This is a genomic window from Nocardioides sp. S5 (genome assembly GCF_017310035.1).
Taxonomy (GTDB): domain Bacteria; phylum Actinomycetota; class Actinomycetes; order Propionibacteriales; family Nocardioidaceae; genus Nocardioides.
Genome location: NZ_CP022296.1, coordinates 128,781 through 150,956, shown reverse-complemented (window position 1 = coordinate 150,956; position 22,176 = coordinate 128,781). Strand labels below are relative to the sequence as shown.

The following is a 22,176-nucleotide window of genomic DNA, read 5'->3' as shown; positions in this document are numbered from 1 at the left end:
GGCGTCAGGCGACTGTCTGCGTGCTCACTGGGCAATGTTGCTCATTGGGCAGGCCCGGTCATACTGAGGGCATGGATCGTGGGTTGCGGGACCTCAAGCGGGAGGCGACGGCGCAGGCGCTGGCCGAGGCGGCCTTCGAGCTGACCCGTGAGCGCGGGTTGTTCGGGTTTGTCACTGCGGACGTCGTGGAGCGGGCGGGCTACTCCCGGCGCACCTTCGCGAACCACTTCTCCTGCAAGGAGGAGGCAGTCGCCGCGGTCGCGTTCGGGGGTGTCGACGACGCCAGCGCGATCCTCGCCGACCTGCCGGAAGACCTGCCACTGCTCGATGCCCTGTTGTCCGTGATGAGGGATCAGTTCACCGCGGACACCTTGGTGAGGATGCGCGAGCTGATGGCCATGGCACGGCAGTACCCGACGCTCGAGCCGTACGTCCTCAGCGTTCAGCAGCGCATGCGCCACACCGCCCAGGAGCTCTTGGGATCCGCAGCCGGGGACCGCTATCCCGCCATCTACGTGCCGCTGCTGTTCGGCGCCGTCTATGGCGCCGTGATGGCCGCCTTGGAGGGAACTCTCGACGTGCACCTGGACGGCGAGAACGACGCCACCCCCGCATCGATGGACTACGCCTCGTTCCTCGATCTCACCTTCGACTACCTGCGCCACGGCCTCTAGCCACCGCCGCCCCGCCCCCTCAAGGAGACCCAGAACCCATGTCCACATTCTTGTACCGACTCGGACGAACCGCATTCGGCCGGCCGTGGCTGTTCATTGCCGGTTGGGTGGCGGTCCTCGCCGCGGTCGTCGGTGCCGTGGCCATCAACGGGGTGAACGTCAGCTCCGAGATGAAGATCGAGGGCACCGAGGCTCAGACCGTGCTCGACCGCGTGGCCGATGAGCTTCCCGCGGCGTCGGGAGGCCAGGCCAGCGTCGTCTTCACTGTGCCAGGCGGTGAGCGCCTCGACACTCCGGAGCGTCTTGCGGTGATCAGCGGCACCGTCAGCGACGTCTATGCCCTTGAGAAGGTCGTCAATCCCCTGGACGCCGCTCTGGGTGCCGGGGAGCAGGGCGGACCGGGCACTCCTCAGGAAGGTGCTCCGGCCGATCCCTCAGCCGGGACGGAGCAGGGGCAGGCGCCTCCCTACCAGCCGCTGGTGGTGGACGGGGCCGCGGTGCCCGGCGTGCTGGTGTCCTCGGACGGGCAGGTCGCACTGTTCCAGTTCCAGTTCACAGTCGCCTCGACCTCATTGACCGATGACGACGTCACCTCGGTGGTCGAGGTGGTGGAGCGTGCCGAGCAGGGAACCGGGATCACCGTGCTCCCGAGCGACTCGCTCAAGGCCATCGAAATCCCGGTCGGTATTGGTGAGGTGATCGGTCTCGCCGTCGCCGCTCTCGTGCTGGTGCTCACCCTGGGTTCGCTGATCGCGGCCGGTCTGCCCCTGATCACCGCCCTGGTCGGCGTCGGCATCGGCGTGGGTGGCGCGTACGCGCTCTCCACGGCCGTCGAGATGAACTCCGCCACCCCCGTCCTCGGTCTCATGGTCGGCCTCGCCGTCGGCATCGACTATGCGCTGTTCGTCGTCAACCGGCAGCGACGGTTGATTCTCGATCGGGGACTCAGCGCGCAGGAGGCAGCGGGCAGAGCGGTCGGCACCGCGGGCAGTGCTGTGTTCTTCGCCGGCCTGACCGTCCTTATCGCGCTGACCGCTTTGACCGTGATCGGCATCGCCATGCTGTCCACGATGGCACTGGTCGCGGCGTCCACGGTCGCCTTGGCCGTGCTCATCGCACTGACCCTGCTGCCCGCCCTGCTGGGGCTGGTCGGGGAGCGGATCTGCTCCGACAAGGCCCGATCCCGGCGCCGCGCCAAGGTGGAGGCGGAGTCCCACAGCGTCGCCGACCACTGGGTCAAGGGCGTGATCAGGTTACGGTGGCCCGTCATCGCAGGAGTGGTCGCGATCCTGGGCGTGATGGCGATCCCCGCTGCCAGCATGAACCTGGGCATCCCCACCGGCGAGACCGCGAACCAGGACACCGCCGCCCGGCAGAGCCACGAGGCCGTCTCCCAAGGCTTCGGTGAGGGATTCAACGGCCCCCTCCTGGTCACCGCAGAGCCCACCGGCACCGCAGACCGCGTCACACCCGAGCTGACCGACAAGCTCCTCGCCGAGTTCCAGGACCGAGACGACATCGTGCTGGCCGCGCCGGTCGGCGTCAACGAGGCCGGCGACCTCGCCGTGTTCAGCATCATCCCCACCTCCGGCCCCAGCGACGAGGCGACCAGCGACCTCGTGAAGTCGCTGCGCGAGCCCGACAACGACATCGCCCAGGACAACCAGGTGCAGTTAGGCGTCACCGGGTTCACCGCCATCGGCATCGACATGTCCGACAAGCTCGCCGACGTCCTACCGCTCTACCTCGGCATCATCATCGTGCTGTCCGTCCTGATCCTGACGCTGGTCTTCCGCTCGATCGTCGTCCCACTCAAGGCCACCGCCGGCTTCCTGCTCAGCATCCTGGCCACCTTCGGCGCCACCACCGCCGTCTTCCAGTGGGGCTGGCTCAGCAGCCTCTTCGGGTTCGACACCGGCGGCCCGCTGATGAGCTTCATGCCGATCATCGTGACCGGCATCCTCTACGGCCTCGCCATGGACTACGAGGTCTTCCTGGTCTCCTCCATGCGCGAGGCACACATCCACGGCCAGCCAGCCCGCCAGAGCGTCGTGCATGGGTTCGACCAGGCCAGCCGCGTCGTCGTGGCAGCCGCGATCATCATGGTCGCGGTCTTCTCCGGCTTCATCTTCAGCCACGACATCATGATCAAGCAGATCGGCTTCGCCCTCGCCGCCGGCATCCTCATCGACGCCTTCATCGTCCGGCTGACCCTCGTCCCCGCGCTGATGGCCTTCTTCGACGAGCGAGCATGGTGGCTACCCCGCTGGCTCGACCGCCTACTGCCCGACCTCGACATCGAGGGCGACAAGCTCCTGACCATGCTCAACCAGCAGGCCGAGGCCACCGACCGACAAAGCATCGAGGTCAGCAACTGAGGGACCGAAGCGTCGAGAGACGAACGCCGGGGCACGTCCTGGAGGCCTCACCACACCGATCCGGACCGCAGCCAGGGCCCGAACGCAATCGACCACCAATCCCTGACGGCGCCTCGATCACCGAGGATCGCTCATCCAGGATGTCGGCGGTACTCGGCCCAGCGCTCGAGCATGCCCTCCGTCTCGCCGCGCAGGAACGCGATGAACTCTGTCGCCTCGGCCAATCGGTGGCCGCCGCCGTTCGCGCCGAGCTCGACGGCGGCGGACTCCACCACGGACTCCCACTGCTTGAGAACCGGGATCCAGGCGGCCACGATCATGCCGCACACGTCGCCCTCACAGACCCGGTAGAACTCGGCCCTCCTCCCGGGTTCGCGCTCCTTGACCACCATCCGTGTCGCGGTGAGATGCCGCACGGCCCCCGAGATTGCGGCCGGACTGACCCGGACCCCGTCCGCGAGCGCGGCGGCGGAGTAGCGGTCAGCGTCGTCGGCGAGCATGTAGGCCAACACCCTGGCGGACATCCGTGGGATCCCGGCTTCGTTCAGGATCAGGGCAATACGCTCGACCACGCGAAGCAGCCCCTCGCTCTCGTCCTGCCAGCGGCTCGGCAGCATCTGCTCAGCATCGCTCATCGAGCCAGGCCCATCCGGGTATGCCCGTTGGGATAGCAGCCCTCAGAGATCCCCCTGCGAACGCAGATCCTGGAGGCGTCCGGGCTGTGGGGGTCTGTTTCAAGGTCGGTGCCAGCCCCGGCGCCTCCAGGTCCGAGACCGGCCGGAAGGGGCGGGCCCGTCGTTGAGGTGCGCTGGATCGCGTTCGCGGAGGTACTCCTCAAGGTCGCCCAGCCCGCGGGCGATGTCTCGACGCAGCCTGCGTTCGGCGAAGAACCGTAGGCGGGGCGCAGGATGGTCGCGAACCCACTCGGTGTACATGAACTGCCCCATGCACCAGCATGCACCGAACGCGACGCTGCCAGCCACCAGCGTCCACCACACGACTGCCAAGACATCCCACAGGGCGTTCCCCAGCTGTTGCCATGCCGGCCCGTACGGATTCCCGTATCTCACCTCACCCACCTCCAGCCGTGGCGGCCGAACCCGGGGGATCGCGATCACCCGTAGGTAGCGGTCGGCGCCAGCCTACGCCGAAATACATAGGAGGAAAAGGGTAGAAGTAGAGGGTCCAGCCGCCCACGGCGCCACGCCTGTCCCTGCAGTGGGCGTGCAGTGGGCTACCGATGGCGTTCATCGCCCGGCGTTGCCGCGTCTGGCTGAGCGAGTTCGGCAGACCACCAAGAATCGGCGCACTCAGCATTGTCGCCTCCGCTTTGAGTCGTCGTTGCCCGGATGTCGTGTTGACCACGTATGCAGCCTCGTTGCCCTTCGAGCACCATCGTCCGACACTGTCAGGATGGCGGCACCGGCCTCGACGAGGTGACGCGGTCGCTGACCAGTGACGGACAGGCTGAATTTCATGAGGACTGCCACGCCCCGGCGTGTCGCGTCCGCTCTCCTGAGCCGCCAGCCCTTCGTCGACGGCCTTTGGACGGAAAACTAGGCGGGTGGGGTATGGAGCAACCTTCTGATGGAACGGCGGCCGTGAGCCCGGTCAGAGCACGACCAGGGCGCCGGCCGGGGCACAGTTCTACACGCGAGGAGATAGCTCAGGCAGCCCGCGAGCAGTTCGCCGCTGGAGGCTACGACCGCGTCACCCTGAGGGCGGTCGCAGCACAGGCGGGCGTGGATGCCGCCCTCGTGGCGTACTTCTTCGGCTCGAAACGAGAGCTGTTCGACGAAGTCGTCAACTCTTCTTCGGATTCGTCCGCGCTCATGGCTCGGCTCCTGGACGGGGACCCGAGGCTCGTGGGCGAGCGCTTGGCAAGACTGGTGATCGAGGCACTCGATGAGACGGGCCGGCGAGAGCGCATCCTCGGAACCCTCCGCACCGCGGCGGTCGAAGCCGACACCGCTCGCATGATTGGCGAGAAGTTCACCACTGATCTGCTGGAACCGGTCGTGTCCCATCTCGGGGTCGGGCAGGCACCATTGCGCGCCGCGCTCGTGATGTCGCAGATCCTTGGCCTCGCCTTGGCTCGCCACGTCGTCGGCCTCGAGGATCTGACCTCTGCAAGCCAGGACGAGCTGGTGGCCGCGCTTGCTCCCACGTTGCAGCGCTACTTGGTCGGCGACATCTCCTGACTGGCGTCCGGCTGTCCCCAAACATCGCCCACTTGCGATCTGCGTCTGGTGGCACTGCTGAGCCGCTACACCTGGAGGAGTAGCGCTTATCCCGGCGCCGCTCCGGCTCTGGCCACGCGAGAGACGCTGATGAGCCGGCTGTCGGTGGACACCTCGCTGTGGCTGGCCGGCGTTTTCATGTTCATCACCGGCGCCGGCATAGGGATGGTGATGCAGGTCCTCGTGCTGGCGACCCAGAATGCGGTGCCCCATGCCGACCTCGGCGTCGCCACCTCCGGCGCCACCTTCTTCCGCTCCCTGGGCGGCGCGATGGGAGTCGCCGTCTTCGGTGCACTGCTCACCCACCGGCTCCGCGACACCATCCCCGCCCAGCTGAAGGCGGCCGGGGTGAGCGCCGACCAGATGCCCGCCGGGTCCGCCCCCCCAGGGCAGCCCCGAGCAGATCGCCGCGCTACCCGAGCCCATCCATCTCGCGGTCACCAGCGGGTTCGCCGAGGCGCTGAAGACCACGTTCCTCGCCGCCGTACCGTTCGCGATCCTCGGGTTCGTCATCCTGCTGTTCCTGCGGGAGACCCCGTTGCGACAGACCCGGGGACACACCTCGGGCGAGGACCTCGCCGCCGCGTTCGAGACCTCCGTCGACCCCGACGCACATCTCACCGACGACGAAGACACCCCACGGCCCGAGAACCCCCCGCCCCCGGGGAGGCCACCCCGCCGTCGCTAGGCAGGCCCGGTCCCCCCGGCGTCCGCGCCCCCGTCGGCTGCGAGGATGCGCAACGCCTCGTCGGCATGGGCCTCCATCCGCAGCTCACTACGAATCACTCCCCGCACGCGCTGGTCGGAGCCGATCACGAAGGTGCTCCGCCGCGGCGGCAACCCGAGAAGATTCCGCTGCGCACCGTAGGCAACAGCCACGGCCCCCTCGGCGTCGGAGAGCAACCGGTACCCCAGGTCATGCTCGGCGTCGAACTGACGCTGACGAGCCACGGAGTCGCGGCTGACCCCCACCCTGGTCGCACCGGCCGCCGCGAACTCCGCAGCCAAGTCACGGAAATGGCAGCTCTCCGCGGTACAGCCCCGACTCATCGCCAACGGGTAGAAGAACAGCACCACCGGCCCGGCCACGAGCAGCCGACTCAACCGGACCGGAGTCTCATGCTGGTCGGGCAGCTTGAAGTCCGGAGCAAGGTCACCGACACCTATCGGTCCGCTCATCGACGACCCCATCCGGTACCGGCCAGTCGGTTCGGATCGCCGGACACGCCGCTCAGCCCAGGTCGAACAGCGGGTCGGTCAGGGTGAGCCCCAGATCAGGGCCGGCCCAGCCGTACAGGACCAACACCATCAGCGCCGCCCCGGCCAGCGCCAGGTCTTTGAGGAACTGGGTCTGCTCCATCATCCGCTGCTGAGGATCCTCGACGCCCCACGGGCCGTGCATGACCACCGCCGTCGGAACCAGGAAGACCACCAGGAACAGCGCGCCCAGGTCGCCCCATACGCCCAGCAGGACCATCAGTGCGCCGGCCACGATCAGCAGCCCCGTCCCGAAGACCGCTGTCGGGGCGAGCGCCTGAGGAACCCCGCGCGAGGCCGTGTACTGGGCCATCATCTTGGTCTGGGTCAGGTGCCCGAATCCCGACATCAAGAACAACGCGGCGAACAGGATGCGCCCCACCAACACGAGTACGTCCACGGTCAGCCACCAGACCTTCCACGTCGAGGTGCGGAGCAGAACTGTGGGCCGTCCGCTCCATGGCCATCCTAGCCACAAAACTTACGTATGGTAAGTACTCTTCGTAAGTGGTGTTGAAAGTGGGTGTGCCCTGCGACGACGTGACCCCGCCGCGCGTGGTGTCCGGCCAAAGGTTCCTCGCGACGAACCGAAACGTCATGATGGACCAGTGACGCAGCAGAGCAGCACTCCCGGACAATGGCCGCCTGGCCACTGCCTCGGCCTGCAGCAAGCGCTGGAACTCATCGGCGGCAGATGGACGGGCAGCATCCTGCTCGCAGTGCTCTCCGGAGCCCGGCGGTTCAGCGACATCCGCGTCGCCGTGCCTGGCGTATCGGATCGGCTGCTGTGCGACCGCCTGCGCCGGCTCGAGGCCGAGGGACTCCTTGAGCGTCACACCGCCACGGATCCGGGCCTGGTCGGGTATTCCCCGACCGCGGCAGCGCAGGCGCTCGTGCCCGCGCTACGCGCGTTGTCAGACTGGACCACGCATTGGAGGGGCGGGACCGGGCGCGAATCCGACACCGGGCCCGGCCGTTGAATCCGAGCGCCGTCCTGAGCTGTTCGTGCTGCTCAGGTTGTACCAACCGCTGCCGAGACTCTGAGGCAACCGCCACCAGGATCGGCACCCACGGGACTGCAGACCTTCGGAACACGAGGCGTCGGGAAGTACGGCGCCCGACGATGGGCCCGTCATCGCGGCATGCCCTGGTTGAAGTGGGTCACGTCCACCGAAAGGAAGAGGGCCGTGGCGGAGGCGACACGCGACCCTCCGAGCTGCTTCATGTCGGCTTCCATGAAGAGCTTGCGCCCTTCTGTCCGGACGACCCTGGCCGCGAGATCGTAGGTGGTGCCGAGGATGACCGGTGAGTCGTAGAGCACCTCGAGCTTCCGGGTCACCGCAGGACCGCCCGTGAGGTAGAGCAGGAACCCGAAGAGGTCGTCGAAAACGGTTGCTACGGCACCGCCGTGGGCGATCCCGGGGGCGCCCACGTGACGTTCGTCGAAGACGTGGGTCGCGTGCACCTCCTCGCCTCGACGACGGGCGGTGAGGTGGTGGCCGTGTGGGTTGTCGGGGCCACAGGCGAGGCAGTGGGTGTGGTGCGGCGGAAGCTGAGCACCATCAGCGTGCGGCCGGAACTTCTCGTTCCAGCTGGCGAGGAGCTCCTCCATGCTGCTCACAGCGGCTCACTCCGCCGCTGGTCGCGACTGCCAGGTGTCGCGAGACCGTCGAGGACCAGCTCGCTGACCGCGGCAGAGAAGCGCGCTGCGTCGGCGGATGGGTCGGCGGACGGCCCCTCCACGGCCGCGCTGAGGCCAGCGAGGGTGATGGCACCGAAGACGCTCAAGGCCACGGCGCCCGGATCGGCGACCTGGCGCAGCGACCCGTCGGAGACACCCTCAGCCAATAGTTGCTCGATCGGTTCGTAGAAGGCAGTCCGCAGTGCCGCCGCCAACTCGGGCAGCCGGGTCGCGCGTCCGAGGTCGCCGACCAGTGCCCGACACAAGGACGGGTGCTCGAGCATCACGCCCAGCTGCGCTTGCACAGCCGCCTCCAGTCGGGTCCGCGCGTTCTCCTCGCTCGCCACCGCAACACCGACCGCCCCGGCGATCATGTCCAACAGGTCGCCGAGGAGAAACTCCAGCACCGCGTTCTTGCCGTCGAGGTGGTAATAAATCGTGGCCTTGGGGATGCCCGTGGCCTCAGCGATGTCTTCGATCTTGGTGCCGTCCAGACCGCGCTCCGCGATCAGCTCCGCCGCCCCGTAGAGCTGACTGGCCAACTTCGCTGGAAGCTTCCTCATCCCACACGTCTCCGTTCACTTGCCGCCCAGCTCGGGAGGTCACGGCTCTCGACCTACGCGACATCGTAGTTGTACTTCCAGTACAAACCATGAGTTCAGGAGATGACGTGGTCAACCGAGCGACCTCGGGTGGGCGGCACGCCCGTCGCCCCCACCCACCTGTCCGTACTCGACGTCGATCACACCGAGGGCCGCTGATGAAGGAGCGACCGCGAAGGAGATGTTCGGGGAGCGACCAGCCACTGACCGATAGCCCGTTCGACGCCGAGGTGATCGCCGATCCCTATCCCCTCTACCGAGAGCTGCGCGCCAACGCCCCGGCCCACTGGTCGCGCAAGGCCAACTCGTGGGTCCTCCGCCGGTACGACGACGTCTCCGCCGCGCTCGCCGACCCGGCGACGTACTCCTGGCAATAATGCATTTGACCCCGGATGACCTCCTCGCATTCAACACACACGAGCCGAGCCAAGGTCATCCTCAAGGGACGATGCCCCCTTGCCTGCGGGCGACTGATGCTGGTTCAAGGCATAGCGATCCACCAGGACACATGTGCCTCGCCGGGACTCGGCGGAGGTGGTCAGAACGTGCAGCGACGAACCAGCCAGCATCCAGGGTTGTGCCGAGGTTGAGCAGGCGATCGGATCATCGTTCTCGCAGAGCGCGTTCCTCCTGCGCTTGCCCGCGTCCACCTCGGGGAGGTTGCCGACGAGCACTCGGTCGAGCTTGTCGATCTGGCGCGCACTGTGATAGCCACCGCCGTCGGGTGCGCCATCACCAAGGTTGCCCCAAAGACAGGCGCCCGACGTCGTGGAGATCCTCGACCAGGTATGTGGCGATCTGCTGTCGTAGGCACAACCGTACGGTGCGGATTGGCATTCCAATGTGAGACACATCCTTCTCGATGCCCCACGAGAACGTCCCGCCCACCTCCTCCTCGTTTGCTCCTGGTCAGCGCGGAGTCGCTGATTCAGTACAACCGGGACCTGCGGATGGTATTCGGGGCGACCACCTACCGGGCCCATGCCCAGATGCTCGCCGCAGGCGACCAGATCGAGTAACTCGGACACATGGGTCACCCCCATGCCGGGCCTTCTCGCCATTGTGGCGGCACCCCTGGTCCCGTTGGCCGAACCTGTTGCGACAACGACGCTGGTCGCGGCGTAGAGCCGGAGCTATGTGTCCCGTAAGGGCTGTCCGGGTAACCGTCCCGGGACGCGGGCGTCGTACGGCAGGGACCGACACGGTGCTGGCGTCGATCAGCGGCTCGAGTTGCACCACATCAGGGACTCTCTCCTCACTAGTTCGGCTTCATAGCCATATGGCGCAGATGCGTGTCACGGGATGCCCTCAAGCTGCTCACGGACTGCCGATCGGCCGCCGCGACGGGACCCAAATTGTCCGGTGCTCGAGGTCGGGAACTCGGTCAAAGCCTGAGAGCCGGCGAAGAATCCCTCACGCCCCCAGTGCTGGTTGACACCTACTGTCCACGAGTGACCACGAGTGACTTGAGGACTTGAAATCGCTCTATTGACAGGCATCTGACCGCGGCGCACCTTGGGAGGTAGTTCGCGGCCCAGATGGGTGCTTGTGACCCCACCGCCCCGAACTCGCCGGGTGGACCAGCCACCGGTGAAGGCTCGGGGAGATCGCGATGGGACTGGCAACGAATCTTGGCGTTGACGACGACAGATCGCCGCTGATGGTGGCCGCTCATCGAATCTGGACGCGCTGGTGCGCGGCCGACCCGGAGCTGGCCGTGGTCGAAGACCTGGGCGATCTACCCGCGTGGACGCGGCGCGCCACGGCATCAAGGAAGGGCGCGGTCCTGGCGAAGCTCGCGGCCCTGACGGCGTACGACGAAGAAGCCGTGACCGTGCTGGTGTGGCTCCTCATCCCTGGTGCCACCAGGATCGCCGACAACCTGCGCGATCTCCATCCCGACATCGACCGCATGGTGGCTGGACAGTTGTGGCTCGAGGCAGCGCAAGCACACGAGCTGGACGGGGGGAAGGTGGCGGGGAAGATCCTCGGACGTACCCGCCGTGAGGTGGGTGCCGATCTCGGGGTGGGCGATCTCGCCAGGCGACGTGACCGGGTGTGGGCGGAGGCGACCCGAGTCGAGTACGACGCCACAATTGGGTTCGCGCCTGAGGACGACGGATCACAGGGCGACGCGTTCTGGGATCTGACGGGCTTTATGATCGAGGCGATGGACGTGAACGCGATCCACGTCTTCGACGCGGTCCTGTTGGGCGATCTGGGGCGGGTCGCCGCTGAGTTGGACGTCGGTGCGCGTCGGGGGCGGATGGGGTTGACGACGCCGGCGGTGGTCGACGTGGTCGCGGAATGCGTGCACTTGTCCAGCCGAGCGATCCGTCGCCGCGCGTCGGCGGCGCTCGATCGATTGGCCGAGTACGTCAGCGTCCGTGACGACGAGGCGAAGGTCTTGGTGTGGCGCGCTCAGCACCCCACCTGCCAGGTGACGGCGGCTGAGGAGATGCACCTCGTGATCAACGAGGACCACGACGCCCACTTCTTCAGAGTCCGAGACCTGCCGCCGGGCGCGTGGGCGCCCGACGTTGCTGCGAATCGTCGACCCGGCGCTGCTGGGTAGCCATCTGCTGCACGCGGTAGGCGAGCGCCTCGACAGTGTGCTCATCGGGGAGGGGCTTCCGCATCGACGTCGCTCGGCGAAGCAGGAGACCGGCGTTCATTCCCGCCCGGTCGAAACCATCGAGTTCCCGTGCCAGGTCGAGAACGTGTGTCCCGCGCAGCTCTGGTCGGCCGATCGACTTCGCGATGCGCTCCTCCCAACCCTGGACGGAGGGCGGGTAGAGATCGTTGATCCGTCGTTGCAGGCGTCGGGCGTAGAAGTGCGCGGCTGGGTCGCTGACGCGGGGACCGAGAAGGCTCCGGTCGTTGTCGAATACACCGTTGGCAGCCCGCCACACCACAACCTCGGCACGAAGGTCTAGTGTGAGCACGTCGTCGAACCTGGCCAGTGACTCCGGCAGATCCGCGCATCGGCGCACCTGGTCGCCGAGTGAGGCGACGCGATCGGCGCGCGACTCGAGGTACGCCGACCAGTCGCCGTACGCCTTCAGTTCGTCCGGAACACCGGGCAGCCATGGCAGCGGCCCCGCTGTCGACGCCAGCTCATCGGCGGCGTCATGCCCGAGGAGCCGCGTCGTGGCCATGGTGACGGCATCGGCGTACCGACGTGCGGCGTCGCGGAGCTGGGTCGCGGCACTGGTGGCGTTGGCGAGCTCGGTGGTCGCGGAGACCGCGGAACCGTCGCGGTCAACGACCCGGTCGAGGGTCGCGGCCGCGGTCAGCTGCTCGTCGATCCCGGGCAGAAACTGTTCATCGTCCCGGTCGCTCGCTGCTTGGTCGGTGATGAGGTGCAGGTGGTTCTCGGCCCGACCGCGGGTGAGCATCGTGTAGAGCAACTGTCGATCTTCGGAGCCGGTGACGATGCCGTGCATGACGTCAGCCGTGCTGCCTTGCGCTGCATGGACGGTGGTCGCGTAGCCGAGCTCGACGTGCGCGGCGACGTACTCCGCGGGTAGCACGACCTGCAGGCCCGTACGCAGGTGGCAGGCCCGGATCGAGCCGTCACCCGCGACTCCGGTGACGGTCCAGCGGTCGCCGTTCTTGACCCAGTCCGTGGCGCTGATGCCGAGGCGACGGTCGTTGTGACGAGTGAGGATGGTGTCGCCGACGGAGGCTTGGTTCTCGTCCGTCAGCTCGACCTCACCGGGTGGGCGCAAGCCTGCCAGCCGGGACTTCCGCGCAGCGTGGTTGAGCCGTGCGACCAGGTCGCGGGTCGGTGCGAGCATCAGGCACTCGCGTCCGGCTGACTGCTCTCTCGACCAGGCAGCGAGGACGTCGGCGAGGCTGGTGTCGGTGTCGCCGGTGTGCACGCGGTCGTGGTCGAGGTAGAAGCCGAGAGCTGCGCGGTCGCCCGTGCGCAGGTCGAGCGACGCGGCTGCCTCGGCAGGGTCGTCGAACCGGACGACCTCCTCAAGTCGTACGGCGCCGTGGGTCGTGGCGAGGTCACGCAGCACGCCACCGGCACCCACCGCTGCGAGCTGCCGGTCATCACCGATCAGGCGTACGCGGGCACCGCGCTGGGCGCAGGCAGCGATGACTCGATCGAGGGTGAGCGTGTCGGCCATCCCAGCCTCGTCGATCACGACCACGGTGCGCGGACCGATGCGGACCTCTTGGTCCGAGTGGAACGCATGGTCGAGCTTGGCGAGGGTCTCAGTCGCCATTCCGGTCGCCTCGGCAAGTACGGCAGCGGCTGCAGCCGAAGGCGCCAGGCCGACGGCCTCGTAGCCGAGGTCAGCACTGATGATCGCGAATGTATTCATCGCCGTGGTCTTGCCAGATCCAGCCGGCGCGAGCGCCAGAACCACGTGGTGAGGGTCGGAAAGAAGTGCGCGGACGAGTTCGCGCTGGCCCGCGTTGAGCGCGGTTCCGTCGACCTCGGCCTTCATCAGGGCAAGCTCGACGTCGAGGGAGTCGATGACCTCGACGCATTGGATTGCGGCAGCGTCGACGATGCGCTGCTCGGCAGCGAGCATCCGCTCGCTGGTGAAGTGGTCGGCGCCGGTGTGCCGATAGACGCTGGTGCCATCGGAGCGTTGCAACCCGGCGGGTTCAGCGATCGGGTCGCGGTCCGGAGTCAGGTTCACCAACGATGTCGTCGCGGTCTCGACCAGGCACTCCACGATCTCGGGGACCTGATCGGCCGGAACGTCGATGCCACGCACCTGGCGTTGCGCTTCGGCGTACAGGTGCCAGGACTGCCACGTCGCGCGATGAGCCTCGAGCTCTGCGATCGCGCGGGCGGTCGCCTCGCGGAGCCATTGTTCGTCCGCCCGCTGTGGTGCGGAGGTCGTCGGGTTGAGTGCGGCGCCGATCATCATGTCGAGGCCCCGTCGCCCGAGTTCCTGGACGGCCTCGCTTCGCCACGTCGTACGTTGGTCGGCCTCGGATCGTGGCTCGTGCTTGGCGGCGCGGGTCTCGAGGTTGGCGCGTTGTGCGAGGGCGATCTCCTCCTTCGGTGTCGGCAGGCGACCATGTTTCGCGGCGAACTCGTCGGTGAGTTCTCCGGTGCGGTCCTCGATGTCGTGGCGACGGTGCGACCAGCGCCGGCACAGAGTGGGATCGACGCCGTCGATCTCCCGGACGGGTCGCTTGGCGAGCCCCGCCGCTCGGTCGACGAAACGAACGCCGAGCTGTTCTGCGAGGTGGTGCTCGAGTGCGGTGTTGTAAGCCTCGGAGGCGGCGACGGCGTACTGGTGCAGGACGGTGCCGTAGACCGAGAGCCACTTGCCCTGGCGGGTCTGCACCTTGTTGGCGACGGCGACGTGGGTGTGCAGGTCAGGATCGCCGGCGCGCGAGTCACGGTGGACGAACGCGGCCGCGACCAGGCCGCAGGCCTCGACCTGGCGCACGCCGTCGGTCCCCTCGCGCGTGAAGATCGCGTGTCCCTCCAAGAAGGCGAGCGCGTCCGCGACCGCTGCATCGTGCGCCCTCGTGATGGCCTCGGCCACCTCGGGAGGCGCGACCGCCCACAGCGTCGAGACCGACTTCACCGGCGAGAAGGTGAGGTCGAAACCCGCGACAGCATCCGGTCGGTAGGCGCGGCCGAGAGCCGTGCCAGTGACGGGATGGCAGCCCTCCCCGAACAGGTTCTTCATGTGGTCGGCGGTGACCGTGTCGCCGTACGCGAGGCCGTCGAGACCGACCAACCCCGAGCCCACCCAGTGGCCGGGTGCCTCACCCTTGGCCGAGTAGTAGTCGCCCAACGGCGTCGAGCCGAGCTCGGTCGAGTCGGCGGCCGCGACCTGGCGGGTCAGGTACTCATACCCCGACCCGGCGGCCAGCTTCTTGAGTGTCATCGTCACATTCCCCAAGGCCGCGGAGGGCGGTCGAGTGGCCACCCCGATTTGGAATGAAAGAGGTGTGTTTCTGGAAACGGTCTAAGGGAGCGTGCGGGTTGAGGATCAGGACGGCGCTGGGCGAGTGGAGCTCGGGGCGGGAGACGTTGCGGATCTTGGTGCGGATGAACGGCAGATGGGGTGTCCATGTGGGGACAGGTTTCGGCCTTGAGGGATGTGGGCGGCCAGTTCGGTCGCTCTGGACCCAGGAGGACCCATGACTTCCACCACCACCGTTCCCCGCCGGCTCGTCTCGTTGGCCGAGGCAGCCGAGATCCTCGCCGTTTCGGTGAAGACCGTTCGTCGCTACATCGCCGCCGGCGAGCTCGATGCCGTTCGGCTCGGGCGCCGGACGATCCGGATCAAGGCCGAGTCGATCGACGCTCTGATCGACGCACACCCGGTGAATGCGTGGCGGGTGCGGACTTCATGAGGTGCCGGCGGAACGTGGTGTGATCCATCCACCGGAGTGCTTGACTGCCCGTCATGAGCAGCCGCTTCGACCCGCCCGACGTCAACAAACTCACCGCGCACCTGTTGGCTGAGGCAACGCCCGAGCAGAAGGCGGCTCTGCTCGAAGGGCTGATGAGCGGCCGGGTCACGGGCATCTTCGAGAAGCTCAAGGAACGCCGCGATCCGACGCTTGGTCCCGTCCCGGATCAGGTTCGCGGGTTCAGGCTGCGGCTCGACCTGCGCGGGGCGAAGCCACCGGTGTGGCGTCAGCTTGAGCTGCCGGGTGATCTGACACTGCCGAGGGTGCATGACGTCATCCAGGCGGCGATGGGTTGGACGAACAGTCATCTGCACCGCTTCCGCTTGGACCGCGACCCTCGCTCGCCGTACTTCCTCACCCAGTTCGACCTCGAGGAGGGCGACGAGGGGATGTTGGAAGACGACGTGCGTCTTGACCAGATCCTCACCGCCGTGGGCTGCGAGCTGTTTTACGACTACGACTTCGGCGACGGCTGGCACCACGCGCTCAGGCTTGAGGAGATCCTCGATGAGCCCCCCAGGACCGCTCGCTGTGTGGGAGGAAGTCTCGCCTGCCCGCCTGAGGACTGCGGTGGTCTGCCCGGCTACGACGAGCTCGCGGACTGGGTCCGTAGCGGGTACGACGACGCGAAACTGCCGGACGTCTTCGACGATGCAGCCGATGCCCACGAATGGCTCCCGATCGGCTGGCAGCCGGACCACTTCGATCTCGATGAGGTCAATGCCGCGCTCGCCGTGGCGGTGGCCGAGCCGGTCGCGGTCACCGGTGAACTGGCAGAGCTGAGCGCGCAACTCGATCTCCGTGGCATCCGGATGCTGCGTGAGGTGCTCGGACGACCGCTGTCTCACGGTCCGATTGACCTCCCCGACAGTGAGGTGAACCGGATCACCCAGCCCTTCGGAGTCCTTCTTGAAGCGATCGGGACCGCGACCAAGCTCACCGCCGCCGGCTACCTGCCACCGGCAGTCGTCGAGCAGATCGCGAAAGGCACCGGAGTCACCGAGTGGTGGATCGGCAAGGCCAACCGTGAGGATCTCACCCCACCGGTCGCGGCGATGCGTGACACGGCCCGCGCCCTTGGTCTTGTGTACGTCCGCGACGGCCATCTCCGAGCGAGTCGGATCGGCATCCAGGGTCGTCGGGATCCGCAGAAGCTGTGGCGCCACATCGTCAGTCGGCTCCCCCTAGGCACCAAGGATTGGGAGCGTCAGTCCGGGTGGATGGCGCTCGCGGTGGCCGCGAGTGGTACTCCCGTCGAGGAGTGGCGCAACGAGGTCAGTGACCTGCTCTCGGCGCTCGGGTGGCGAACGAGCGGCGACCCCTACGCACTGCCGCCCGCCAACAGCGCGACCCTTGATGTCCTGCTGCAGCTCGCAGGCGAGAACCGTCTGCATTGGCGCGAGGTCAAGGGCCTCGACTTCGCCGTCGCCACGACCGCGCGGGCGGTCATCCGAGCTGCGGACTGAAGCCAGGGTGCCTGGGCCCGATGTTGGTTGTCCATGGGCCTCTGCGCATACCCGCGAGAGAGTGTTCGGTGTTCGGTATTGACCGAACACCGAACACCTGCCAACATGGCCCCATGGATGCCGTGGCCGTGGCGCAGGACGCCTTCGCTCAGATTGGATTGGAGGCGCGTGTTCCCGTTGGCGCACACGCAGCATCCGCTGACCTCACGATCGAGCTGGACGGAACCGCGACAGAAATCGAGCTGAAGCATCGATCACTCGTGGACGCGAAGACAGCGGAACGGCTGATCGCTGAGTTCGACGCCTCATCTGGCCTGTTGCTCGTCGTCGGTGACCGCGTCACCGAGGATGCGCGCCGCCAGTTGCTCGCAGCCCGCGCCGGCTACTTGGACATGCGGGGCCACCTTGGAATTCGAGCCAACGGCATGGTGATCAACGCCGACGTACCGGGTGTCCAGCAGGAACGTGATCGGGCTGACGCGCTCGCGGGAAGGGTTGGGCTCGAGGTCGCCGCGCACCTCTTGCTGTCCCCGAGCCAGCCGGTCGCCGTCCGTGCTCTCGCTCGGGACCTCGGTCGATCACCGAGCACCGTTTCGGCGGTTTTGGGTGCGCTGCGTCGAGACGGGATCATCGACACCTCCAACACCGTCGTGGACACCGCGCTTTTCTGGCGACTGGCGGAGAAGTGGCCGCGGCGCCGCACCTTCGCAGCGGTTGTCCCTGACGACGCAGACCCGGTGATGACGCAGGCGCTTCGGCTTGGACTCGGAGACTTGAAGGCGCCGGGCTGGGCGCTCACAGACACCGCCGCTGCCGCGTCCTACGGCGCACCGGTCGCGTTCCGTGCCGGCCAGAAGCTCGACTTCCTCGTGCCCGACGAGTCGGTCCTACGGCGTGCCGTCCGATTGCTCGGCACCGCGGACTCCGCCGAGAGAGCCGCAGTCAGCCTCCGAGTTGCTCCAGTGCCTGTGGCCACACATCGGCGCATCGACCTCGGCGGACCAGCGGAGTGGCCGCTCGCACACCCGTTGTTCGTTGCACTCGACCTTGCGCAGGACAGCGGCCGCGGGCGAGAGATCCTCGACGCCTGGAATCCCGATGAGAGGTGGACTCGTGTCTGGTAGTCGCGTGACCTTCGTCGGTGACGCAATGGCAGCCGTCATCCAAGGCGTGGCCGAAGTGCGCGACCTGATCGGCGAGACGCCGGTCATCGTCGGCGGCCTCGCGGTGCTGGCGCGCCTCTCGAATCCCTACCGAGCCACCGTCGACCTTGACGTCGTCGATCGCATGCTAGGCGCCACACCACAACTCGAAGTACTCCGGTCGGCACCGGGTGCCGAGCCGGTGGAGCCTGCCGCCGTGCTGCTCCCGACCGCGTTCGGGCCGGTGAGGGTCGATGTCCTCGCGGTGCGGCAGGCCGAGCTCGACCAGCCGAGCGACGACCCGGGGGATCGTCTCCACGCCTCCTCGCATGCGTGGGCCAGTGACACTGCCACCGAGATGCTCATCGAGGTCGTCCGCCGCGATGGCCAACGAGTCGAGGTCATGACCCGCGTCGCCGAGCCGGGGCCGCTCATCGCGATGAAGCTCCAGGCCGTCATGAACCGGTCTGTCGAGAAGCAGGGCACTGACTTGCTGGACATCGTTCGGCTGACACTCGACGACGGAACGCGTTCCACTGCGCTCAGGCAGATCGGAGGCGTGACACCTGCGATAGCCAGCGACGTCGCGCTGCACGTCGACCTGTGGTTCGTCCGGCGACGGCAGCAGGTCCTTCAGTGGATTCGCAACGTCGGCGGAGATGACGTGAGCCTCGATGACATTGACCTCGTCGCGGAGCTGCTTGGCGGGGCAGCAGTCCGCGGAATCGGATAGGTCCCTCGCCGCACTACCTCGGCCGTCGCCTCTATGCCCCTCGAGGCGTCGGGGTTCGAGTTGCCCTTTCAGCGCGAGCGGAGAGTTTCCGGCCCAGCTCGCGATCGCGGTCCTGGGTGCTGTGCTGATAGCGCATCGCCATGGCGGGCGTGCTGTGCCCGAGACGGTGCATCAACTCGGCGATGCTCGCGCCCTCCTCGCCCGCCATGCTCGCCCCGGTGTGCCGAAGGTCGTGAAGGTCGAGGTCTTCGCGGCCGGCGACTCTCCGAGCTTCACGCCACCCGAACCCCGGCGTCTGGATATTGCCTTCGGGGTCCAAGACCGCAGCCCGGCCGTTGAGTGTGGATTCAGCAAGGTGTTTCGAGTGATCGCGCTCGGATGAGAACAGCAAGCTGTCCGGGCCAGCCGCGACGTGTTTGTCGAGGTGGGATCGGACAACGGGGATGAGTGCGCCGGGGATGGAGACGACCCGCACGCCGGCAGGGGTCTTCGGGTCGCCAACGATGGGTGCCGTGCGTCGCCCCGGTTCCGATTCTCCGGTCTGAGGCCGCACCACCCCACGCCCGACACTGACGGAGCCGAATGCGTCGTCTTCAAACCCCAGCACGACGTCTGATCGCCTGAGTTCGCGTAGTTCTCCGGAGCGGAGGGCACACCACGTAGCCAGCAGGAGCAGGAGCCGTCGCCGTTCCGGCATGGCTTCCACCATGACTGCCAACTCGTCCAGGGTCGCCGGGCGCAACTTCTTGTAGACGCTCTTGACGCCGGCTCCGCGGATGTAGGCCGGGTTGCGAGCGAGCAACTCGTCGTCGATCACGGCCGTGTTGAGGATCGCGCGCAAGGTCGAGTACGAGTCGGCCCGTGCCGCAGGGCCCGTTTCGAGGTTGTCGTACCAAGCGCGCACTGTCGTACGGGTGATCTCGTCCAAGGGCGTATCGCCGAACTCGGGGAAGACGTGGACGCGCAGGTTGGACATGTACTTGTCGCGGGTGGTCGGCCGAAGCGGTTCCCCCTTGCTGCTGCGCCGGTTCTTGATCCACTTCTCGGCGTATTCGCGAAACGTGGGCAGGCGGGCGGCTTCCTCGGCTCGCTGAGCTTCTTGGAGGCGAGTCTTGGGTGCAGCCCAGGTCTCGGGCTTCTCGAAGTGCCTCTCCCGCTCGGCAATCAGCCAGGCCTCGGCGTCCATCCGCGCGGTGAACGTCACGGGCGCCGGGACCACCTCTCCGGTGGGGCCGGTGTATCTCGCTTGGTAGCGCCCGCTGGGGAGGTTTCGGATACTTCCGAAGGTCCGCCTATTCGCTCGCCGTGCCACCATTTCGCCCTCTCAAAGTGCCCCTGCCGTGCCAGATACGTGCCAGATCGTGCCAGATACGTGCCAGATGGGAGTCAGCCCGTGTCGCGATCTGTCCCCAGAGCATACGCCCTCAAAACGCTATAACCGCAGGTCAGAGGGCTGTCTGGACACTCGAGTCCGCGTGTGGGCACTGGTGGCAAATGGCCATAGCGGCTAGTTCAAATCCCACCGCCACCGCCAGCCAGCTGATCGGGCCGGTCCCTCTGGGGCCGGCCCGATCTGCGTGCCCGGGCGACCCGGGGGGCCTCAGGACAGAGCGTACGGCGGGATCAGCAGACCCGCGACGACGCACAGCCACCCGAGGAACAACCACGGGTAGTGCCGGCCTGTCGACGGCTGCGGGCTGCGGATCTCGCGCAGCCGTCCGCGGTAGCCGATGGCCGCGAGGGTGCTGCCGAGGAGCCCGAGCGGTACGCCGATCCAGAACTCGGCGAGCCCGCTGGAGGTCGCGAAGAAGGTGTAGAGCCCCGCAAGACCCAGACCGGCGGCGATGAGGGGGGCCGCGCTGCGCAGGAGCTGCCAGCTCTCGAGCTGCTTGACGGTCTGGTCGAGCGGGGTCGCCGACTCCTCGGAGGACGGGGCGGACGCCTCCCCGCGCCGCGGTGGGGTCGGGTGCTCAGTCATGCCATTGTCCGTTGCGGTCGTCTCGACGTGGATGGGCGTGGGCACGGTACCTCTGGGCGAGGTCGGGGTCGGACTCCTCGATGGCGTCGATCTCGGCCCGCACGTCGCCGACGAGCTCGGCGCGGACGTCGCGCGCGCTCCAGTGGTCGTCGGCGCCCGAGATGACGTCGCGCCACGTGGGCTCGTCCCGGTCGATCCGCTCCCGCAGCTCGTCGGTGGTCTGCTGGAGCTCGCTCATCGCCTCCTGCATGCGCCCTGCGCGAGCACGATCGCGGCCACCACCATCACGCCGGGGACGAAGTGTCCTCGACGCAGAAGTGCCCCGGGTTCGGGTACGCCGCCGGCCGACCGGCAGCTTCCCCGGGCCCTTCGGCACTGGTGACGACCCGCTCCCGGGCGCAGTCTGGAAGCACCTGTTGGAGGTGCGTCATGGGACGGATGTGGAGCGGTGTCGTCGCCGCGGTCGCGGTGCTCGCACTGGTGGTCGCGGGGGTGGCGCTCCTCCGCGACGACGACGGCTGGATGCCGCACCGCGACGCTGGCGCGTGGTCGATGAGCAGTGGGATGGGCAGTGGGATGGGCTACGACGGCGGCGGCGGGATGGGCAGCGCGTGGAGCACCGCCGACGAGGCCGGCTTCCTGCGCGAGATGGTCGCCCACCACCGCGAGGCGATCGAGATGGCCGGTGAGCTGGCCCGGTCCGAGCGCCCGTCGATGCGCGCACTCGGGGCGCGCATCGTCTCCTCCCAGACCGCGCAGGTCGAGCAGATGGAGACCTGGCTCGACGAGTGGTACGCCGACGAGCCGACGGACACGGCGTACGAGCCGATGATGCGCGACCTCTCGGACCTCAGCGGCGACCGGCTCGACCGCACCTTCCTCGAGGACATGGTCGGACACCACATGGCCGCGGTGATGATGTCGCAGCGCCTGCTGGTCCACGGTGCCGCCGAGCACGACGAGGTGGCCGACCTCGCGCGCACCATCCGCACCGAGCAGGTGCGCGAGATCCGCTGGATGAGCGAGCGCCTGTCGACGTGGTTCGGCGTCCGGCCCGCCCACGGCCGCATGATGGCCTGCCCCGGTCTGGCCTGACGCTCCCGGCTGGAGCGGCGCCCGTAGCATCGGAGTCGATGAGCCGCCCGAGCCCCGCCCCGCACCGCGCCGCCCTCGCGACGCTGGTCGCAGCGCTCGTGGTCGGCATCCTCGGGATGCACGCGCTCACCCTCGACGGCCCGTCGCCGGAGGCGTACGCCGTCGCGCCGGCCACGGCGCACGGGGACCACGGTGCCGGTCACGGCAACGCCCACGAGCCCGCGACGAGCGCCCCCGTCACGTCGGCGCCGGACCACGGATCGGGCCAGCACGCCGACCACCTGCTCATGCTGTGCGCCGCGATGCTGGCCGTGGCGGCCCTGCTGCTGCTCGCGGGCCTGCTGGTGCGCGCCGTGCGCCCGGTCAGGCTCGTCAGGGCCTTCGCGCCCCTCGCGCCCACCTCGACCGTCAGGTCGTGGGTGCGTGCCACCGGTCCACCGCCCGCGTGGCAGTTCTCCGTCATCAGGTGCTGATCGGCGTACGCCACGGCTGCCCTGCGACCCCACCGGGCGCACGTGCGGCTGC

General features: G+C 67.8%; 21 protein-coding genes. 12 read left to right on the top strand and 9 right to left on the bottom strand.

The window, feature by feature from the left end:
- Positions 1 to 71: 71 nt before the first annotated feature.
- Both CFI00_RS00760 and CFI00_RS00755 read left to right on the top strand, forming a co-directional pair.
- Positions 72 to 674 carry a TetR/AcrR family transcriptional regulator gene (locus CFI00_RS00760; RefSeq protein WP_129478245.1) on the top strand — a complete coding sequence of 201 codons (603 nt, stop codon included), beginning with the start codon at positions 72 to 74 and terminating at the stop codon, positions 672 to 674.
- A 38-nt stretch (positions 675 to 712) separates the two neighbouring features.
- Positions 713 to 3,052, top strand: a complete 2,340-nt coding sequence (locus CFI00_RS00755) for an MMPL family transporter (RefSeq protein ID WP_129478247.1) — start codon at positions 713 to 715, stop codon at positions 3,050 to 3,052.
- A 131-nt stretch (positions 3,053 to 3,183) separates the two neighbouring features.
- Here CFI00_RS00755 and CFI00_RS00750 read toward each other — a convergent pair whose 3' ends face one another.
- Positions 3,184 to 3,687, bottom strand: coding sequence for a MarR family transcriptional regulator (locus tag CFI00_RS00750; protein ID WP_129478249.1), 504 nt, complete (start codon positions 3,685 to 3,687; stop codon positions 3,184 to 3,186).
- Between the two features lie 732 nt (positions 3,688 to 4,419).
- Between CFI00_RS00750 and CFI00_RS00745 the strand changes: the two genes are divergently transcribed.
- Positions 4,420 to 5,253 (top strand): TetR family transcriptional regulator, encoded by an 834-nt coding sequence (locus CFI00_RS00745; RefSeq protein ID WP_129478251.1) that lies wholly within the window; start codon positions 4,420 to 4,422, stop codon positions 5,251 to 5,253.
- A 723-nt stretch (positions 5,254 to 5,976) separates the two neighbouring features.
- Here CFI00_RS00745 and CFI00_RS00740 read toward each other — a convergent pair.
- Together CFI00_RS00740 and CFI00_RS00735 are read right to left on the bottom strand one after the other, a co-directional pair.
- Positions 5,977 to 6,471, bottom strand: coding sequence for a peroxiredoxin (locus tag CFI00_RS00740; RefSeq protein WP_129478253.1), 495 nt, complete (start codon positions 6,469 to 6,471; stop codon positions 5,977 to 5,979).
- Between the two features lie 52 nt (positions 6,472 to 6,523).
- On the bottom strand, positions 6,524 to 6,949 hold the full coding sequence (locus CFI00_RS00735; protein WP_207083444.1) for a DoxX family protein: 426 nt from the start codon (positions 6,947 to 6,949) through the stop codon (positions 6,524 to 6,526).
- Between the two features lie 208 nt (positions 6,950 to 7,157).
- Between CFI00_RS00735 and CFI00_RS00730 the strand changes: the two genes are divergently transcribed.
- Entirely contained in the window at positions 7,158 to 7,529 is a 372-nt protein-coding gene (locus tag CFI00_RS00730) for a helix-turn-helix domain-containing protein (RefSeq protein WP_207083443.1), read from the top strand.
- A gap of 152 nt (positions 7,530 to 7,681) precedes the next feature.
- Here CFI00_RS00730 and CFI00_RS00725 read toward each other — a convergent pair whose 3' ends face one another.
- Entirely contained in the window at positions 7,682 to 8,161 is a 480-nt protein-coding gene (locus CFI00_RS00725) for a PaaI family thioesterase (protein WP_224276416.1), read from the bottom strand.
- A 5-nt stretch (positions 8,162 to 8,166) separates the two neighbouring features.
- A complete protein-coding gene (locus CFI00_RS00720; RefSeq protein WP_207083442.1) occupies positions 8,167 to 8,793 on the bottom strand; it encodes a TetR/AcrR family transcriptional regulator in 627 nt (208 codons plus the stop codon).
- Between the two features lie 269 nt (positions 8,794 to 9,062).
- Between CFI00_RS00720 and CFI00_RS00715 the strand changes: the two genes are divergently transcribed.
- Positions 9,063 to 9,209 carry a hypothetical protein gene (locus CFI00_RS00715; protein WP_242532616.1) on the top strand — a complete coding sequence of 49 codons (147 nt, stop codon included), beginning with the start codon at positions 9,063 to 9,065 and terminating at the stop codon, positions 9,207 to 9,209.
- A gap of 1,235 nt (positions 9,210 to 10,444) precedes the next feature.
- Positions 10,445 to 11,407: a hypothetical protein gene (locus CFI00_RS00710; RefSeq protein WP_207083441.1), complete on the top strand. Its 963-nt coding sequence runs from the start codon at positions 10,445 to 10,447 to the stop codon at positions 11,405 to 11,407.
- Here the strand turns inward: CFI00_RS00710 and mobF are convergent.
- The gene (gene mobF / locus CFI00_RS00705) at positions 11,331 to 14,705 is read right to left on the bottom strand and encodes a MobF family relaxase (protein WP_207083440.1); all 3,375 of its coding nucleotides are present in this window, start codon (positions 14,703 to 14,705) and stop codon (positions 11,331 to 11,333) included. The genes CFI00_RS00710 and mobF overlap by 77 nt on opposite strands.
- Before the next feature lie 256 nt (positions 14,706 to 14,961).
- On the opposite strand from mobF, the gene CFI00_RS00700 reads away from it, so the two are divergent.
- From CFI00_RS00700 to CFI00_RS00685, 4 genes are all read left to right on the top strand, one after another.
- Complete coding sequence (locus CFI00_RS00700; protein ID WP_207083439.1) at positions 14,962 to 15,177, top strand: helix-turn-helix domain-containing protein; 216 nt, start codon at positions 14,962 to 14,964, stop codon at positions 15,175 to 15,177.
- Positions 15,178 to 15,230: 53 nt separating this feature from the next.
- A complete protein-coding gene (locus CFI00_RS00695; protein WP_242532615.1) occupies positions 15,231 to 16,703 on the top strand; it encodes a plasmid pRiA4b ORF-3 family protein in 1,473 nt (490 codons plus the stop codon).
- Between the two features lie 113 nt (positions 16,704 to 16,816).
- The gene (locus CFI00_RS00690) at positions 16,817 to 17,827 is read left to right on the top strand and encodes a transcriptional regulator (protein WP_242532614.1); all 1,011 of its coding nucleotides are present in this window, start codon (positions 16,817 to 16,819) and stop codon (positions 17,825 to 17,827) included.
- Between the two features lie 4 nt (positions 17,828 to 17,831).
- Complete coding sequence (locus CFI00_RS00685) at positions 17,832 to 18,578, top strand: prevent-host-death protein (protein WP_207083437.1); 747 nt, start codon at positions 17,832 to 17,834, stop codon at positions 18,576 to 18,578.
- Between the two features lie 31 nt (positions 18,579 to 18,609).
- On the opposite strand, the gene CFI00_RS00680 is transcribed toward CFI00_RS00685, so the two are convergent.
- The 3 genes from CFI00_RS00680 to CFI00_RS00670 all read right to left on the bottom strand — a co-directional run bounded on the left by CFI00_RS00680 (position 18,610) and on the right by CFI00_RS00670 (position 20,794).
- On the bottom strand, positions 18,610 to 19,782 hold the full coding sequence (locus CFI00_RS00680; RefSeq protein ID WP_207083436.1) for a site-specific integrase: 1,173 nt from the start codon (positions 19,780 to 19,782) through the stop codon (positions 18,610 to 18,612).
- Positions 19,783 to 20,178: 396 nt separating this feature from the next.
- Positions 20,179 to 20,556, bottom strand: a complete 378-nt coding sequence (locus CFI00_RS00675; RefSeq protein ID WP_207083435.1) for a hypothetical protein — start codon at positions 20,554 to 20,556, stop codon at positions 20,179 to 20,181.
- Complete coding sequence (locus CFI00_RS00670; protein ID WP_207083434.1) at positions 20,549 to 20,794, bottom strand: hypothetical protein; 246 nt, start codon at positions 20,792 to 20,794, stop codon at positions 20,549 to 20,551. Before CFI00_RS00670 ends, CFI00_RS00675 begins: the two co-directional genes overlap by 8 nt.
- A 191-nt stretch (positions 20,795 to 20,985) precedes the next feature.
- On the opposite strand from CFI00_RS00670, the gene CFI00_RS00665 reads away from it, so the two are divergent.
- Entirely contained in the window at positions 20,986 to 21,651 is a 666-nt protein-coding gene (locus CFI00_RS00665) for a DUF305 domain-containing protein (protein WP_207083433.1), read from the top strand.
- Between the two features lie 38 nt (positions 21,652 to 21,689).
- Complete coding sequence (locus tag CFI00_RS00660; RefSeq protein WP_207083432.1) at positions 21,690 to 22,124, top strand: DUF6153 family protein; 435 nt, start codon at positions 21,690 to 21,692, stop codon at positions 22,122 to 22,124.
- Positions 22,125 to 22,176: the final 52 nt, after the last annotated feature.

Excerpts from the sequence above, each read along its gene's own strand:
- CFI00_RS00760 (WP_129478245.1), top strand. The coding sequence starts at position 72 with ATGGATCGTGGGTTGCGGGACCTCAAGCGGGAGGCGACGGCGCAGGCG.
- CFI00_RS00755 (WP_129478247.1), top strand. The coding sequence starts at position 713 with ATGTCCACATTCTTGTACCGACTCGGACGAACCGCATTCGGCCGGCCG.
- CFI00_RS00750 (WP_129478249.1), bottom strand. The coding sequence starts at position 3,687 with ATGAGCGATGCTGAGCAGATGCTGCCGAGCCGCTGGCAGGACGAGAGC.
- CFI00_RS00745 (WP_129478251.1), top strand. The coding sequence starts at position 4,420 with ATGCAGCCTCGTTGCCCTTCGAGCACCATCGTCCGACACTGTCAGGAT.
- CFI00_RS00740 (WP_129478253.1), bottom strand. The coding sequence starts at position 6,471 with ATGAGCGGACCGATAGGTGTCGGTGACCTTGCTCCGGACTTCAAGCTG.
- CFI00_RS00725 (WP_224276416.1), bottom strand. The coding sequence starts at position 8,161 with ATGGAGGAGCTCCTCGCCAGCTGGAACGAGAAGTTCCGGCCGCACGCT.
- CFI00_RS00720 (WP_207083442.1), bottom strand. The coding sequence starts at position 8,793 with ATGAGGAAGCTTCCAGCGAAGTTGGCCAGTCAGCTCTACGGGGCGGCG.
- CFI00_RS00710 (WP_207083441.1), top strand. The coding sequence starts at position 10,445 with ATGGGACTGGCAACGAATCTTGGCGTTGACGACGACAGATCGCCGCTG.
- mobF (WP_207083440.1), bottom strand. The coding sequence starts at position 14,705 with ATGACACTCAAGAAGCTGGCCGCCGGGTCGGGGTATGAGTACCTGACC.
- CFI00_RS00700 (WP_207083439.1), top strand. The coding sequence starts at position 14,962 with ATGACTTCCACCACCACCGTTCCCCGCCGGCTCGTCTCGTTGGCCGAG.
- CFI00_RS00695 (WP_242532615.1), top strand. The coding sequence starts at position 15,231 with ATGAGCAGCCGCTTCGACCCGCCCGACGTCAACAAACTCACCGCGCAC.
- CFI00_RS00690 (WP_242532614.1), top strand. The coding sequence starts at position 16,817 with ATGGATGCCGTGGCCGTGGCGCAGGACGCCTTCGCTCAGATTGGATTG.
- CFI00_RS00675 (WP_207083435.1), bottom strand. The coding sequence starts at position 20,556 with ATGACTGAGCACCCGACCCCACCGCGGCGCGGGGAGGCGTCCGCCCCG.
- CFI00_RS00670 (WP_207083434.1), bottom strand. The coding sequence starts at position 20,794 with ATGAGCGAGCTCCAGCAGACCACCGACGAGCTGCGGGAGCGGATCGAC.
- CFI00_RS00665 (WP_207083433.1), top strand. The coding sequence starts at position 20,986 with ATGGGACGGATGTGGAGCGGTGTCGTCGCCGCGGTCGCGGTGCTCGCA.
- CFI00_RS00660 (WP_207083432.1), top strand. The coding sequence starts at position 21,690 with ATGAGCCGCCCGAGCCCCGCCCCGCACCGCGCCGCCCTCGCGACGCTG.